Below are 16,216 nucleotides of genomic sequence, written 5' to 3' on the forward strand. Positions count from 1 at the left end.
ATCCCATAGCTATCGCCGGCAGGCTGGCTCCCACATTGGATCTGTGCCGTTCACAAATCTCCTGTGGGAGCTAGCCTGCTGGCGATGAGGCCGGCACAAACACTGCAAGTTTCTCAGGCCCGCCGCGCTTCCAGAAGATCCATCGCACACAGCGCAATCCGCCGACACGCATCCGCCAATTTGCGCTGATCCACCACCAGCCCAATGCGAATATGCCCCGCCGCACTCGGCCCAAACGCCTCCCCCGCCAGCACCGACACCCCATACCCCTCCAGCAGCCGCTCGGCGAAATGCTGGGCGGTCAGCCCGGTCTGGCGCACGTCGACCATCACGAACATCCCGCCATCCGGCCGAATCGGACGGATACCCGGACAATGCCTGAGGCTCGCACACACCAGGTCGCGGCGCTGGCGATACTCTTCGCGCATCGACGCCACCTCCGGCAGGTCTTCATCCAGCGCCAGCTGCGCGGCCTTTTGCACGAACTCCGGAATGCCGAACAGCATGCACAACGACAGATGCTCCAGATGGTCACTCAAGGTTTTTGGCCCGATCACCCAGCCCACTCGCCAGCCGGTCATGGCATGGGATTTGGACAGGCTGTTGATGGTCGCCGTACGCTCGGCCATGCCCGGCAGGCTGGCCGGGCTGATGTGTTCGCCCTCGTACAGCAGATCGCTGTAGACCTCGTCGCTGATCAGCCACAGGTCATGCCGAATACACAGCAACGCCAGTTCCTGCCAGATCATCAGCGACAGACTGGCGCCGGAAGGATTGTTCGGGCTGTTGAGCAACAGCGCGCGGGTTTTGGGGGTAATCCGGGCCGCCACGTCCGCCGGATCGACCCGAAAACCGTTCTCCGGACGCACCGGCACCGGCACCACCTTCGCCCCACACGCACCGAACACCCCTTCATAGGTCACGTACATCGGTTCGGCGACTATCACTTCGTCGCCCGGATCGAGCACGCACTGCGCGACCGAATACACCGCGTTTTGCGCCCCGGGCATCACGATCACATGGTCGGCGTCCACCACCTGACCGCTTCGACGTCGATGTCGCCGGGCAATGCTGTCGCGCAAGGCCCGACTGCCACGCGCTGACGAATAGTGGGTGTCGCCGGCCAGCAAGCTGTCGATGGCCGCCTGAACGATGGGCTTGGGTGTATCGAAATCCGGGTCGCCGACCGACAGCAGCAATATGTCGACGCCCTGTGCGCGCATTTCCAGTGCGCGGTCATGAATCTGCCAGGCCGCGGCGCCTTCACCGGCGATGCGTTGGGTCAAGCCTGAATAGCGCATGTATTTCTCCAGTCGCGCGAGTTCCTGACACAACCCTATCTCAAATCGCGAAGCGCGCCACCCTGGCGTTCGAATCCCCTTCAATCGGGATTTTATTGTTCAAAAGGTTGCACCGGCGCATCGCGTAGAAATACCTACACCAGACGGTGCGATAGCTGACAGCCATATCGGCATTTCGTCATTAAAGTCGCCTACCTGTAATTTCTGTCAGGTTCCAAAGTCGTCTGCTTTCGATATAACTGGACCATGCCGACAGCCCTGAATCAGGTGTCTGAAGGCAGGCCGCATGAACCATGCCTTTATGAAGTAGGAAGATTCTGCCGTGCCCACGCCATCATTGATGATAATTGGGAGAGTCCGTCATGTACCGTTCCAACCCAGCTCCAACACGGTCATCGTCAGCCCAGGTCAGTTTCCAGCCACCAGAACCCGCACAACCCAAGCCGATCACACTCACGAACAGGGAAAGAGAAGTCTTGCAGTGGAGCGCTGCCGGCAAATCCTCCTGGGAAATCGGCCAGATCGTCGAATGCACCGAAGCCGGGGTGAACTACCACTTCTGCAACATCCGCCGAAAATTCGGTGTGAGTTCGCGCTGGAGCGCTGTGGTCAAGGCGCTGGAGCAAGGCCTGATTCATCTGCCTTGACCCGCGGCCGGCCAATGCCTGCCGCGATGCACCTGCATCGCGCTGGTGTTGCCGATCGGGGCGCGGCTTCATGAGCCAGCGCATCATTCTTGCCGATGACCATCCGGTAGTGTTGATAGGTGCCAGGACGGCCTTGACCGCATCGCCCGGATCGCCGTTTTCCGTGGTCGCTGAAGCGCTCAACGCCGATGAGCTGATCTATCACCTGGACGTCACACCCTGCGACATCCTGATCAGCGATTATTCGATGCCCTACGGGCGCTTTCCCGATGGCCTGGCATTGATGGGTTACCTGAACCGTCACTTCGGCCACATACCGCTCATCGTGATGACCATGTTGCGCAACCCTTCCCTGCTGCAGGCCTTGCTCAATCACGGTGCGTGTGGCCTGTTCGACAAGCGCAGCCCGTTGAGTGAACAGAAACAGGCCGTAAACAGTGTGACCAAGGGGCGTCGCTATCTCAGCCCTTCTTTTGCCCGGATTCTCGAGGCCCGGTCCCTGCCCCACTGTCGTTCCGACGCGACGGCGAATCTTTCGGAACGAGAAATGGAGGTGGTGCGGTTGTTCGTCCAGGGATTGTCCGGCCGGCAGATTGCCGCGCAGTTGAATCGCAGTGAAAAAACCATCAGCAGGCAAAAGAGAACCGCCATGGACAAGTTGGGACTTGGCCATGACGGTGGGTTGGTGGAGTTTGCCAGGGTGAGTGGATTAGACGGATGAAGTCTTCAGCGACGCACACTCAATCGAGATATTTCATCCATCCACTTTTGAATTTTATCTTCGCGAACCATGTAAGAACGACGCTGATTCTTCTCCAATTTAATTTTGATATTAAGTTCATTTATTCGCCCCTGGTTAGGATTAGGCGCTTGAACAGGTTTTGGCTTCGGTTGCGCGTTTACGGCTTTAGATACTGGCTTCGATGGGCCAGGCAGAGGCATTTGCCCTCTTCCTGATTGGGCGATGTCTCCACTGGCATTTGCAGGTGGAGCCACCTTGGCTTTTGCGTAGACGGGACTATTGTTTTCCAGATTAAAGTTGTCTACCCAGCCGCTGGCCTTACCAGGTCTTGGATGCCGGGTCGAGGTGCTCGGCAGAGGAATGCTTGTGACGGTATCGCTGACAGATGCCGTAGGGACAGTTTTATTGACGCTTTTAATTGTCGTATCGACCTGGCTCCCTGCGAGTATTCCCGTATTGGCTGCGGTCTGACTTGCACTTGTACCCGCCTTATAAACTTTAGTGGGTGCTATGGCTGCAAACTCCCGCGCGTTCTGTTCGATTACTTTTTTTATCCAACCCATATGCCCTGTCGGATCGATAAATCTAATCGGATTCCCCAGGCAATACATATACGCATTCATTCCCCCTTCATCAAAGGGACTCAAATTATCCGGACTATGGAACCGCATCAAGCCCGTACTGAACGCCCGATACCCATTACCCAGCAAATACCAACCGGTTGACGTTTCCCGAAGCTCGCCGTTGTAACCCAACCGTGAACTCGCCGGCTGCTCTGAACTGCTGTGCCCATACGCGGAATAAGCAATGCCATTCGTCATACCCTGCCCGACCTCCCACAGCACACTGTTCTTGTCATCACTGGCCAGCAGTAGGGACTTTGGGCCAGCACCTGCCTGGTGCTCGGCGAGCACATTTCCTTCGGCCCGTACGAAAGTACTGCTGTTGGCACCCTCGATCTGGTTGGCCAGTTCACCGTTCTGGTAGAAACGCTGTTCGTGACTGCCGCCAACAATGCTGCCGCTCAGCGTGTCCAGCGAGTCATAGTGATAGTCACTTTCCGTTCCACCGGCCAAGGCGCTGACGCTGATCAGACGCCCCAGGCTGTCATAGGCCAAAATACGCCCGACTTCGTCCTGCAGCAGATTACCTTCGGCGTCATAATTGAAGTCGATTCTCGGCGGATAGAGCGGGTCGCCAGGCCTGGGTGGAGTCAATACATTGCTCAGCCCGGTCAGTTGACAAGGATCTTGCGGGTTGCTGTATTCGAAATAGATCGCGTGGCGCCCACCCTCGAACGTGGTTTCCACGAAGTCGAGATTGTCCTGGGCATCGAAGCTGAATACTTGTCCCTTGATCACCTTGCCATAGGGGTCTTCAGGCCGCTGGCTGCCCGTGCAGCTGTAGTCGACCAGGCGTCCACGTGCGTCATACGCGTAGGTTTCGTCACGCAGCGTCGTACTACCTTGCTTCAACGAACGCATTGTCAGCCGGTCGACTTCGTCGTACGCCTGGCTCAGGGTCTGAATGACCTGATTGCCCATGTCGAACCTGCGCAGCGTCTCACGGCCGAAATCATCGTACTCCAGGTCGATCTTCAGCCTTTGCGTACCATCGAGGGTGTCGATCGTCTTGAGTTGCCCCACAGTGTCGTAGGTGAAGGTCGAGCGGGTGCTGCCCAGTTCAGTGGCCACCAACCGGGCAAACCCGTCGTACTCGTAGGTCTGGATTTGCCCGAGCACATCGGTATAACTCATCAACCTGGCTTGCCGGCTGTATTCGTAGAACATGGTGTACGGCGTTCCACCGCTCTGTTCACGTTTTTCCGATTTCACCTCACCGGTACTGAAGTACTGGCGTTCAAGGCTATGTTTAATGCCCGCTGCGTCGACTTCTTCAGTGCTGCGCAGGCGCGCGTTTTCAGCGTCATAGCTATAGACGGCGGTACTTTCAACGGCGATCCGCTGCTCCGGGTCTTCACCGAGTTCCGGGCGGTAGACGTAACCGGTTTCCACACCGCTGGGCCGCTTGACGCTTTTCGGCTGGCTTTGCCCCGGATCGAAGTTATAGACACTTTTACGTCCGCCGGTAATCGACACGACCATCCGATCGAGCCCGTCGAAGCCCTGTTCACCCAGTACGCTGCCGTTGACGCTGATCTTCACCGGCAGGTCTTCGCCGCTGTGCGCGGCGTACTCGCGCTCGACTTCGTTGCTGTCGGGCAAAACCGTCCTGGTCATCCGGTCGAAAGCGTCGTACTCATAGCGCGTCCAGTTGCCGGCGGCGTCATATTCCTCGGCGGTCCGCCCGATGCCATCGTAATGGTAGAGATGCTCGCTGATCGTCTGCCCGCCCAGGTCGATACGTTTAACACTGTCGGGTTTGTCGAACAGGTTGTTGACCGTCACGGTTTTGCCCATGCCGTCGAGCCATTGTGTGGTGGTGCGGCCAATCGGGTCTGTGACCTCGTGCTCCTCGACGCCATCGGGTCGAATCACACTGCGCTGCTCACCCCAATCGTCGTAGTTGAACAGGCTGGTCAAGGGCACGTCCGTGGCCCTTTCCCAGTCGATCACGGTCTCGCTGATCAACTGCTCCAGGTGGTTGTAGGTGGCTTTGTAGGTATCGCGAAACGCTTGCGGGTTGCCGCCCAGGGCATCGGCATCGCGGCGTGTTTCCTTGATGACCCGATTGTGCCCATCCAGGTGAGTGATGGTTTCAACACCCTTGACGTCCCTGGCGGTTTGAGTCGCCTGCTGACCATTGGCGTTGACCAGCGAGTAGGTGTAGTTACGGCTGGCCTCGTAAGGCGTGCCCGGCGCCACGGTTTCCTTGGTCACACGCCCTAACAGGTCATACTCGTAGGCGATTTCCACCTTGTTGTCGTCATGGTTGAGCAGTGGCTCGCCATTGAACAGGGAATGCTCCAGGTTGATGATTTTTTTCTGCCCGTCAAAACCGGTCAGGGTGTTGACCGTGTGCAGCACCGCCTCACCACTACGGGCATTTCGGGCCATTCTGTAGGTATAGGCGGTGGTGGTGGTCTTGCCGTTGAGCGTCACGGCGTCCTGCAACTTGCGTCCGTGCTCGAACGGGTTGTTTGGCGTGTTGATGTATTTGTAGGCAGTGTCCTGCAGCGCCTGGCTCTGGCCATTGATGACCTGCACCAGCGTCTCGTCCTTCATGGCCAGCCAGGGCCCGGAACCGGTCAGTCCCAGTTCCGCGGTGTAGGTGTAGCGGGTCTGCAGGGTCGGGGCCTTGCCGTATTGGGAGGCAGCCGGCTTCACGGTCTTGCTTTTGAGATTGCGCACAAACCCCTGCGGGTCGGGCGGGCAGCCCACCTCGCCTTGCGCCTGGTACCACTCGCTGGTTTCGGTCACGCCGTCGGCGTTGACCTGGGTCAGCAGGTTGCCGAAGTCATCGTAGGTGGTGGTGACGATTTCCTCGTAGCGTGGATTAGTGGTATTGAGCTCACGCCAGGTGCGGGTCACGGTCTTCGGCAGCTGGCAATAGGGCGGCTGGTCTTTGAACGCCAGGCCCGGGACCAGGTGGTATTGGTTCTCGGTCACCAACAGAGTGTGGTCTTTCGTGGGGTCAGTGCTGTACTGGGTCGTTGCCTCCCTGATCAGCAGATGAAAGCAGTTGAACACCCGTTCGGTTTCACGCACGGCCTTTGCAGTGGAGCTGTCCCAGAGTGTTTCATGGGTTGTGTACTCATAGTTGAGCGAGGCGTTGTAGAGGTTGTCCAGGCCGTCGTCGCGGAACGTCTGGCCGCTGCCATTGCCCAGGAAGTTGTAGCCATTCTTGTCGTACGCGTAACGGCTTTCAACAGGCGGTTGGCCGAACCCGGGATCGCGCACATGGGCGTCGACCCGCGGCAGGCTACGGTTGGGCAGGCCCGGAAACGCGTGTGGCGTGCCGGAGTAGCTGACTGATTCATGGCCGCCGGTGGGCGTGTACACATGTTCCAGGCAGGTCAGGCCGCTCTGTTGCACATAACCGAAACGCCAGGCGGCCTGGTCTGCGGTGGGCAAGACCAGGCTACGGGTTTCACCGCCACTGATGTTCATCAGGAACAGCGCCTCGAACGCACTGCCCGGATGCAGTTTGATTTTCAGCTGGTTGGTGGTCCGTTCGAGGCTGAGCAACAACGTGCCGTCGGCGTTACTGATGCTTTTGAGCAAGGGGTCGGTGCCATACGCGTCGTATTCGAAGTCGACACGGTGCCCCTGGGGCGACTCCATGCGCGAGGGCATCGCGAATTCACCCTGAGTGACTTCGAGGATCTCCACCAGGCCGGACTTATGCTCGACGCGGTACTTGGTCTTCTGGTTTTCCCGGAATTCATGAAAATGAAATGAGTCGACTTTCTTTTCCGGAATAACCGTGACGCCGCCGCCCAGATTGACCTTGAACGTTTCACCGGTGTAAAGCGACAGAATGCGGCTGGTGGGGTGGTATTGTGACAACCTCAAATTCCAACCTTTGCCGAATCCGCTGTCACGGGCATTAAGGGGGTTGAAGTTGAGTTGCAATGGAACGACCGGGCCACACAGATTGTTGGCCTTGAGTTCGGGCAATGAAACAGCACAAGCAAATTGGCCGGTGCGTGGGTCGACCCGGCTTTCTAGAAAAGTCATGAAATTAAACGCATTGGAATGCACGGCTGTGGAACTGGCCATGAAGAACTTCCTCCTGCAGGGAAGTTGAAAGCGGGGAACAAAGGCGTCTAAGCCCATGTGCGGGAGTTACATATATGCGAGTTATCAGTTCACAGGTTGCGAGCGTTCTATATAAACGCAGCTAAGCCGTTGATTCAGATTTTCTTTTTCAAGGTCCTCACCTACCCAGCTGTCTTCTTCTACGCGGGTATATCTGCCCGGAAGCAGAGCGCCTTTTTTAGCGTCTCTAAGACTATCTATGGAAATATGCTTATCTCTCTCGGGAGTCTGGCTCCAGGTCGTTGGCTGTTTAACCGTCTTCAGCTTGATGAAGTAATTTCCTTTCGTCTTCGCGTCCGAACATGCAGCATTTTCATACAGGTGGATCAGCGTGGCCGAAGGGACGTTTTCAAACCAAAAGTAAGCCACTTTGTTGTTTTCGCAGTGTGAATTACCGCTGAAGTCAAATACTTGCGTTGTCGCAGGTACAGCCAAAGTACAAACCTCTTTAGTGCTGGAATCCATGAAATGGACGATCCCGGTCAGGTTTTCTGGTGACGATTGTTTCGTCGAGTCTGTTTGTGCAGCGGTTACAAAGCCGTTGAATCCAAATGAAAACAAAATCCCCGCGCAGGCAGCTACCACAGTTTTTGAGTGAATCATTGTCGAATACCTCGAGTATTGTCGGAATCGCGCAAGAGCGCTGGAACTTACCTCTGCCCGACTTTAGCATCGCTGGCGTGTTTGACAACCTAGCAGTTCTGTTAGTACCCAATGCTGTTTCTTCGGCGTAAAACGTGGTGAACAGTTCAGTTTTTCGTGGGTTGAAGTCCACACATCAATCGCGTGAGCGTGAGGAGTTTCTCGATGGCAGCTGGTGACCTGAAGGCGCCGATCATCCCCCTTCTGATCAACAATACGATTGATCCGGATGCCTTGAACGGCGGTCCCCTCGCCACGTATGCCAAGTACTCCGATCCGGTGCTCGGCGACATCCTCTATCAGAGTTGGCTGGGGCTTGCGCAAGACGGCACACCCGTAGACGTCACGGATATCCCGATTTATGTAGATCCGGACAACGAAGGCGAACACGGTTTTCTGATGGAAGTGGCAAACAAGTTTGTACTGGACCTGATTTACGGCCAGGTGTTTTATTCATTTTATCTTGTACGTTTCCCTGGAGAACCGAAGGAAGAATCCAAGAGGATTCATTTCGGTATCGGCAAGGAAGCCTGGTTGTCTGGGCCCCAGATAAAAGAGTCACATGATAGCCAACTCGACCCTCATCCGGAGCAAACCTATACCTACATGACTATTGCAATGCCACCTTACGCGGCAATGTCGAACGGAGATAAGGTCAAGCTTGTCTGGAACGGGACACGTGCTGACACTGAACCTGGTCCCGTCGTCAACATTCCGGTCAAAACCCTTAACGATAGCGATACCGACACTACCAACAATCCTGGCCAGGTACTCAGCTGGCAAGTATTAAGAAGTCATGCGATAGCGTTGAGCGGAGGGTCGATTGACCTGCATTATGAAATTACCTATGCGTCGCAGAGCGCGCATGAAGTTACCACCTCGGCGCAGCGCCGTTTTTTGGTCACCGCTCCTGGCGCACCTGAACTTGGCCAGCCAAGTGTCAAGGGCTTGATCGGCACCGAAATCAACCCAGGGTTGTTTCCCGACGGAATTGTCGTGGTGGTTCCAGTGTATCCCGGCATTCGCAGGGGGGATGACGTGCTGGTCTACGGGACTCGCACCGGCAATGGAAGCAGCCCAGGCAAGAATACCGTGCAGTCGCTGAGAATCGATCAAACCAACATTGGCAGCGGCAAGATTGAAGTAACCCTTCCTCCCATCTGGTTGGAAGGCAACCTTGGCGCCACGGTGTCACTGCGTTACCAGTATGCACGGGCCGACGCCGCGGGTTCCGGGGTTCCTCTCGAACTAAGCGTGCGCGCACCGCTGGTAATGCCTACGCCAACCGTGGATCGCAGCGTAGTGGTAAACAGCCGCGTCGAGCTGGATCCGATAATGGCCATCAGTGGCGCTTTTATTACCATTCCCAAAGATGCCACGGTAGGGAAAGACGATTCGGTGGTGGGCCACTGGAAAGGTGAGCGCGCCAACGGCTCTTGCGACGTTTCAACATACAGTCAACTTGACCCGATGAAGTTCAAGGTCCCATCGAACATCATACCACCGAACTTCGGGCAAACCGTTGAAGTGAGTTATAGCGTGCCCGGGCAAGTATCCACCCCGGCATTGAAAGTCTATATCCGTCAGTTGAGCAGTCATCCACGCATCGAATGCGATCAAGCCCAGATTGGTTCACCGGCCACTTTAAAGCTTTCGGATATTCCGGATGAAGGCGCCGGATTGAATATCGGCCTTTGGTCATTTATTTCCACTGAACAAACGGTACGCCTGAGGTTAACCGAAGGTGCCACCATTGATCGGGACATCATTGCCATGCGTCCCGTGACGCTTGCCGAGACCACGCTTGGTGTCAAGTCTCGTCTGCTGAAAACAGACCTGGCGGGCATTGCGTTGAACAGTACGTTTACATTGAGGGCCAGCGTAAGTTTCGATGGTGGACACTCAGTCGTGGTGTTCAACAATCCGTTACATTTGAAATTGCTGGCTTGAACCGAGAGTAACTAATTAAAAGTTTGGAGTAATCGAAATGAGCAAGTTGCCGCTGAAAGAGATGTTGAAAGAGATGCAAGGAAAATCCTGGACCTATGGTTGGGATGCGCTGACCCTATACGATCAATTTGCGGCAAATAAACTGCTGTTTCAATTGTATGTTGAACGGTTTAGTAGCGAAGACGGATATATCAAACCTATTTCGATGGTAATTAATGACGGAGGTGGTGATGCCAAAATCCATGGCTTCGCATTGAAATTTCAGGCCCCATCTTTGTCGTTTGAGAACTCGGACCCGACCAAGGCCCCATTGACAACCCTGACCATGCCTATGGTCGGAGGTATGATTGTGGGTACCAGGACAGAAAACAATGTGGTCCAGGTCTCACGAATGGTTCAGGTGCTGCCATTGTTAGGGCCAAAATTATTGATGCAGCAAGAAATCACCAAGGGCGGAGTGGATGGGCTAGGTAAAGTTATTATCAATCTCAATGATGCTAAATACTTCAAGGCAAATTTTAGCTTGGGTCCTATCGATGAGTATGATATTGGCAGATTCTTCGAACAGTTCTTTAAAGAGAACCTATCACCCAAGATGAAGATTTTCGAACTGGGTGAGTTGACAGGGTTCGAGAATGGGCCGCTGACGCCCAATAATTTTGAAATAAAAACAAGGAAGGCCGAACCTTTGGCTGTGCTGGGGGATGAGGAGTATGGCAAAGGCTTGCTCATGTTGTTCACCACCCTGCAAGGCGGTGAAGACGGAAGAAGTTTTCCGAGCGATAAAAATATATACCCTCTACCATCGGATGAGGGAGGGACCAAGTATACAGGTGGCATGCTGCTTTCGAGTCGAGTGACATATGACAAAATCATGCGAGCGCAGGCTATCAAAGATATCGGCAATGGTATTGAGTTTCTGGACTACGATTCGTATGGGGGGCAAGACATCGCCTGGAGTTTGCGGGGTAGTGCGGGCGAAATAAGCCAAAAGTTTATTCATGAGTACAAGGTTCGTAGTGACGATTTCGAGGCAGTTTTTACAGCGGATTTGTACGCTCGTTTCGTTCAGGATGAAGGAGGTGAGGCGCTCACTATTCGGTCGATGGGTGATCATATAGAGTTTGTACTGAAGAAGTCATATGTTCTAGGGTTTCATCGGATCGTTTATAATGATTGGCCATTCCCGGATGATGAAGCACGGGGGGATCTGTATTTCACCTGTAACTACAGCGTAAAGTTTAAAGTTGTTCTTGATGAAGTGACGGGGGTCGTCAGTTTTGATTTTGATGAGGACTCCACTGTCTTCGAGATGGATCTGTCGGGATATGAGCATTTACATGATCTCCTGTGGGAAGGGATCAACATGAAGGCCAAAATCGAAGGTTTTTTCCGGCCAAAAGTGTATGACCTGCTAAAAAAATTAACTACGCCGACCATCGACACCTTTTTCACACGTAATCTTCTGTTTCCCAACCTCAATGCGTTGCAGTTGACCGACGCCTTTGCGCCTGGAGACCTGGCGCTATTCGGCAAGATAGACCCGCTTCGCACTACTTTGACGCTGACACCCTTGATGTCGGCCATGGGGGCGGGTGATAAATTGCAATTCAGCCTGAGCCCTACGCCAACAGATCTTGAATGGTTTGCGGAGGATGTCGACGGAAACATGCCGCTTCCCAACGCCATCAGTTCGACTGGGCTCTTTACCGCGCCTTCTCAAAGTGAAATGCAGGATGGTTTTGTCGCGGTGCGCGTAACCGCCAAGGGAAAGATCGATGGTCAACCTGTGCGAACTTCGGCCCTGGTTAACGTGCTCCACAGTACTACGGTGGTCAGCCCGATGTATGACACCTGCAACAACTCAGGGAGCGAAACAACGCTGGAACTTTCTGCCCAGGCCGTTGGCGAAGGAAAACTGGAATGGGATATTTCAACGAAACAGTGGGGGTCAACATTGGCCGCAGACCCTTCGAGACCCGACGTTCGTATCTATACCGCCGGGACGAACATGGACGCCAATGTGCCTTTTCCCATTGATATTATCGACGTGAAAGATACCAGGACAGGTACAACGTCATCTATCTGTGTATTAATCAAGAAAAATGGGCCTATTCTCGCAACTATGGCAATGGACGAGTCCAGTGACCCCTCCAAAGGGTATGTGAAATTTCAGTTAATCGGCGAAAGTGGACCCATTGAAAATATTCCGGGCGTTATTACTTTGACTTGGGAAATATTGCATGGCGTCGGTGAGGTTGACGAAAAAACTGGAGTCTACACGGAGCCGAAGGAAATTGAGCCTGGGAGCTTTGTCGTTTTGATGGGGAGGGCAGAGATTCATGGCGCTAACATTAATTTTTATGGGCGTACAGCCATTCCGTTACCGCTCGACAAGTTTGCAGATCTTTCAAGTGCGGTGAACAATACCATTCTCAATGGCTAGCTTCCAGCTGCAACATTAATAAATCGTTCCGGCAGCCATGCTGCCGGATTTTAAAATACTCTCATCAGTCAGGCGGAGTATATGGCTACTTATTCATTGGAACAACTCACTTCCCGAATGTACGGCAAGTCGGTAACCCGCAACTGGGACGCCGTGGTGTTCATGGGCCGCGACAAGGTCAACAGCCTTCTGGAACAGCAGTACGTAAACCGCTCCAGTCGGGACAGCTTCTTGAAGCCTATTGACGGCACGCCGGCAATGACTACGGATGGTCAAGAGGTTCTCCAGTTGAGCGCGCTGCGACTGGGCCATCCGCGGTTAGGTTTTGGGAAGGCGTCGTTGCGTACTTCGCGAGTGACTGCAACCCTGCCTATTGTGTCAGGGAGTGTCTCTTATGTGATTAAAGGCGATAACCAAACCGCCGGAAGAATTCTTTACAGCTATGAGGTGAGTGCCAATCAAGGCTTCAACCTGACCATGGACATCGATCTGGCGCAGAGCCAGGGGACGGTCAATGAACAAGGTCGTGTCCTTGTCGATATCGGCGAGGGCTATGACTGTCGTTGCAATCTGGTGAGCGACGTCAAGGGACAGCAGGACCTGGGGGATTTTTTCAAGGCGTTGTTCCTGGCACAAAAGCCCGAAGACCGTGTGTATGAACTGGGCATACTCGAAATGCAGGACGCTGATCGGCTGGCGCCACGCTCATTCGCTATCCGGACCATGGCGACCGACGAACCCCAGGCCCGTGGCGCGGAATACAATGGCGATGGGGCAGTGGTGATGCTGGTCTGTACCAAAGGGAATCCCGATGAGGGCGACGATGTTTCAGACGGCGCATTCGATTACCTGATTCCCAATGACCGGCATCCGCAAACCAATAAACCACTCTATTCGGGGGCGTTGGTGTTGGCCAGTCGGGTGGGGTTTGATTGGTTTATTCAATACCCCATACAAGACATGGTTGGCCATGGCCTGTCATTTGAGCGGATTACTGAATCCAACGACATCGCACGATCCCTGAAGGCTGCTACCGGTAGAATGAGTATGCCGGCGTTTCATTTTGAGTGGTTTAATAACGAAAATCGCGATAAAGGAGAAGCGTGGAGTGTCGGAGAGCACCATCTCAAGTTTTACTCGGCGTACCCTGACTCTGCCTTGCGCGTTCTTCCGACACAGAGTTCGCAGCTGGCGATCAAGTGGACTAATTTTCAAAAGTTGCCTTATTTAGTCAAGGTTAAAAATCTGTTAGGTACCAAGGAGTTTCATTCGGATGCGGATATTCAGCATAACGTTGATGTTCTGTTCGACCTTGTCGTGGATCCGTCTAATAATAGCCTGAGCTTTGTTCCTCGCACTCCTGTTGCAACATTTTTCGAAAATTACAAGCCTGTTATTGACAGCTTTATGTCTCTAGAGCTTCATGGCGCGATTTTTGATTTCGTTCGCTCGGAAATACAACCAAAGTTGCGGGAGTACGCAGAATTTTTCCGTGACGCCGCACGATTCAAAAGTTTTGGCTTACCTGAAATAAGCGTGCTCTCCATCAGTAACCTGTTATTCCCCCAAAGCAATGCCTTGCAACTGACACAAGCCCGACTTCCCGGCGATCTGGCGATGTTCGGTCAAATCAACCCCAAAGAAACCACCTTTACCATCGATCCGCTGCTGCCCGTAGTCAAGGCCGGTGATAAACAGGATTTCAGCATCCGGAAACTGGGTTTTCGCGCGTCAGCAGTTACCTGGGGCGTTCGCAGTGTCAATGGCTCTCGGGCGGTGGGTACCATTGTTGAGAGCGGTGATACGGCTAAGTATGAAGCCCCGGACGCACTGTTGCTCGATGGCAGTGCAGTGCAAAACGTGATCACCGCGACCTATACCGACCCGGAGACCGGCAAAGAGGTTACAGCCTCCGCGTTGGTGACGGTAGTGCTGGAGAGCCTGGTCGTGACCCCTTCGCTGTTGCAAATGGACATGGGCGATGACAAGCGACAAAACGTTACGCTCAAGGCCACTTCCCTGAGCGGCTCCGCCCCGACCTGGAAGCTGCTGGGCGACCTGGGCACGCTGACGGTCAACGGCAATGAAGCCACCTACACGCGGCCGACCACGCCAATTGGCAAAACCCTGGAGTCGGTGCTGATCGAAGTCAGGGACGGCACGTCCGTAGCGATTGCCACCATACTGTTGCGCGACGGAAACTTCTCGCTAAGAGTCATGCCGTTGATTCAACCAGGCTTGCCAGCGGGAGGCAGCACGTTGCTCAGCGCTCCGTCGGACATTCCGGGCGATATGTTGACGTGGTCGGTGGTGGCTGGGGAAGGCTCGGTCAAGGGCGGACTGTTCACCGCGCCGAATCACATCACGCAACCCTACAGTGTAGTGAAGTGCACAGTAGCGGACGTGGTTTCTGGTTATTGCATCATTCATTTATCCAAGCATGCCCGTCAGTCTTCCTGGTACGAGCTGGATATTTTCGAATTTGTGGTAAGTACGCCGCCTACTGTCTATGCCAATGGCTTGCAACAGGCAAAAGTAGAAGTCAGGATCAAGCCTACCGATGTGGACGGCAACAAAGTGGAGTTGTCGGACACTGAATTCAATAGTATTCGACTAGTCTCTGCAGTGGAGAAAAATCCATTGCCCGAAGTCGGTACGGACGGTGTGCCCGTCGGCGGTAGTTGGTATTACACCGAGGAGAAGGGTGATTACATGCCTTATCCTGGTCCCGCTCTTACAGTTGATAATTCGAGAGACCCAGCCCGTAGTGAACGGACCAAGGAGTTCTATGTTCAATGTCACAATCTTGAAGGGCTGAAAGTTTCTGCCAGAATTACAAGTGATAGTCATATGACATTTTATTCCAATCCATCCCCCCTGGACGATGAAGGCAGTAAAAAGCTCATCACGCTCTACGCTGTGGAGCCACCTGAGGGGGGAACGGTAGGCGGAGTGAGATTCACCCTTAATGGGCCGAACCGTGTTCCAGGCGACGGCGAAGATGACGTCGACCTGAATACCGTTGATTACTATTACTTGAGATTGCTTATCAAGGACAAACAGGTCGACATAAAAAAAGCCGCATTTAACGGCCATAAAAGTATTGTCAAGTGGGAAAGTGATTCCTTGCTTGAAGATGTCCATAGCATTACAGGGTACGCATTTCCCGGTGACAAGGATGAACAAGGTAACACGAAACTGCATTTCGACGACATTCTATGGCGGCGCATGAAAGGTGTACCACCGAAACAAATAATGACGCCTGGAAGCTCTGTAAAGGAAGGTGAAATCATGATCAGTCTTCATCGCCGGGAGTACTGGCAATACGACAGGTACGTGAAATCCGATTTCGAGAAAGCTTTGAATTTGATTGTTCATGACCAGTATGGGAATGAACATCGCGTTGCTATCGGCTTCGATGGCGTCGATCGAAACAGGCTGAGTATTGTCGGGCAGTAGACCTGAACAGCTTTTGAAACAGGCTGACATTTATCGAATAACGTCGACAACAGATCGTATCGTTGGCATTTGCCCATGGGTTTATATAAGGCGGAAAAGTTATGGCTACTTATACATTGGAACAACTCATTTCCCGAATGGACGGCAAGTCGGTAACCCGCAACTGGGACGCCGTGGTGTTCATGGGCCGCGACAAGGTCAACAGCCTGCTGGAACAGCAGTACGTAAACCGCTCCAGCCGGGACAGCTTCTTGAAGCCTATTGACGGCACGCCGGCAATGACTACGGATGGTCAAGAGGTCCTTCAG

9 protein-coding genes are annotated in these 16,216 nt (G+C 53.9%); 6 read left to right on the forward strand and 3 right to left on the reverse strand.

The annotated features are described in order from the left end of the window. Positions 1 to 113 precede the first annotated feature (113 nt). Positions 114 to 1,301: a pyridoxal phosphate-dependent aminotransferase gene (locus SOP95_RS30595; RefSeq protein ID WP_323609394.1), complete on the reverse strand. Its 1,188-nt coding sequence runs from the start codon at positions 1,299 to 1,301 to the stop codon at positions 114 to 116. A gap of 362 nt (positions 1,302 to 1,663) precedes the next feature. On the opposite strand from SOP95_RS30595, the gene SOP95_RS30600 reads away from it, so the two are divergent. Next, on the forward strand, positions 1,664 to 1,948 hold the full coding sequence (locus SOP95_RS30600) for a helix-turn-helix transcriptional regulator (protein WP_274077121.1): 285 nt from the start codon (positions 1,664 to 1,666) through the stop codon (positions 1,946 to 1,948). Positions 1,949 to 2,018: 70 nt separating this feature from the next. Continuing rightward, positions 2,019 to 2,669 carry a response regulator transcription factor gene (locus SOP95_RS30605; RefSeq protein WP_323609395.1) on the forward strand — a complete coding sequence of 217 codons (651 nt, stop codon included), beginning with the start codon at positions 2,019 to 2,021 and terminating at the stop codon, positions 2,667 to 2,669. A 5-nt stretch (positions 2,670 to 2,674) separates the two neighbouring features. Here SOP95_RS30605 and SOP95_RS30610 read toward each other — a convergent pair whose 3' ends face one another. Both SOP95_RS30610 and SOP95_RS30615 read right to left on the reverse strand, forming a co-directional pair. Beyond that, positions 2,675 to 7,372, reverse strand: a complete 4,698-nt coding sequence (locus tag SOP95_RS30610; protein WP_323609396.1) for an RHS repeat domain-containing protein — start codon at positions 7,370 to 7,372, stop codon at positions 2,675 to 2,677. A gap of 84 nt (positions 7,373 to 7,456) precedes the next feature. Continuing rightward, on the reverse strand, positions 7,457 to 8,014 hold the full coding sequence (locus SOP95_RS30615; protein WP_323609397.1) for a hypothetical protein: 558 nt from the start codon (positions 8,012 to 8,014) through the stop codon (positions 7,457 to 7,459). A 204-nt stretch (positions 8,015 to 8,218) separates the two neighbouring features. Between SOP95_RS30615 and SOP95_RS30620 the strand changes: the two genes are divergently transcribed. The 4 genes from SOP95_RS30620 to SOP95_RS30635 form a co-directional block, all read left to right on the forward strand. Then, positions 8,219 to 10,003 carry a hypothetical protein gene (locus tag SOP95_RS30620; protein ID WP_323609398.1) on the forward strand — a complete coding sequence of 595 codons (1,785 nt, stop codon included), beginning with the start codon at positions 8,219 to 8,221 and terminating at the stop codon, positions 10,001 to 10,003. A gap of 37 nt (positions 10,004 to 10,040) precedes the next feature. Next, positions 10,041 to 12,449: a hypothetical protein gene (locus tag SOP95_RS30625; RefSeq protein ID WP_323609400.1), complete on the forward strand. Its 2,409-nt coding sequence runs from the start codon at positions 10,041 to 10,043 to the stop codon at positions 12,447 to 12,449. Between the two features lie 81 nt (positions 12,450 to 12,530). Further along, complete coding sequence (locus SOP95_RS30630; protein ID WP_323609402.1) at positions 12,531 to 15,908, forward strand: hypothetical protein; 3,378 nt, start codon at positions 12,531 to 12,533, stop codon at positions 15,906 to 15,908. A gap of 101 nt (positions 15,909 to 16,009) precedes the next feature. Next, positions 16,010 to 16,216: hypothetical protein (locus SOP95_RS30635; protein WP_323609403.1), on the forward strand; the 207-nt coding region annotated here is incomplete at its 3' end.

Origin of the sequence: Pseudomonas sp. YuFO8, assembly GCF_035065025.1 — a bacterium.
Lineage (GTDB): Bacteria > Pseudomonadota > Gammaproteobacteria > Pseudomonadales > Pseudomonadaceae > Aquipseudomonas > Aquipseudomonas putida_AE.

Coding starts and splice junctions, on each gene's coding strand:
- SOP95_RS30595 (WP_323609394.1), bottom strand. CDS start 1,301: ATGCGCTATTCAGGCTTGACCCAACGCATCGCCGGTGAAGGCGCCGCG.
- SOP95_RS30600 (WP_274077121.1), top strand. CDS start 1,664: ATGTACCGTTCCAACCCAGCTCCAACACGGTCATCGTCAGCCCAGGTC.
- SOP95_RS30605 (WP_323609395.1), top strand. CDS start 2,019: ATGAGCCAGCGCATCATTCTTGCCGATGACCATCCGGTAGTGTTGATA.
- SOP95_RS30610 (WP_323609396.1), bottom strand. CDS start 7,372: ATGGCCAGTTCCACAGCCGTGCATTCCAATGCGTTTAATTTCATGACT.
- SOP95_RS30615 (WP_323609397.1), bottom strand. CDS start 8,014: ATGATTCACTCAAAAACTGTGGTAGCTGCCTGCGCGGGGATTTTGTTT.
- SOP95_RS30620 (WP_323609398.1), top strand. CDS start 8,219: ATGGCAGCTGGTGACCTGAAGGCGCCGATCATCCCCCTTCTGATCAAC.
- SOP95_RS30625 (WP_323609400.1), top strand. CDS start 10,041: ATGAGCAAGTTGCCGCTGAAAGAGATGTTGAAAGAGATGCAAGGAAAA.
- SOP95_RS30630 (WP_323609402.1), top strand. CDS start 12,531: ATGGCTACTTATTCATTGGAACAACTCACTTCCCGAATGTACGGCAAG.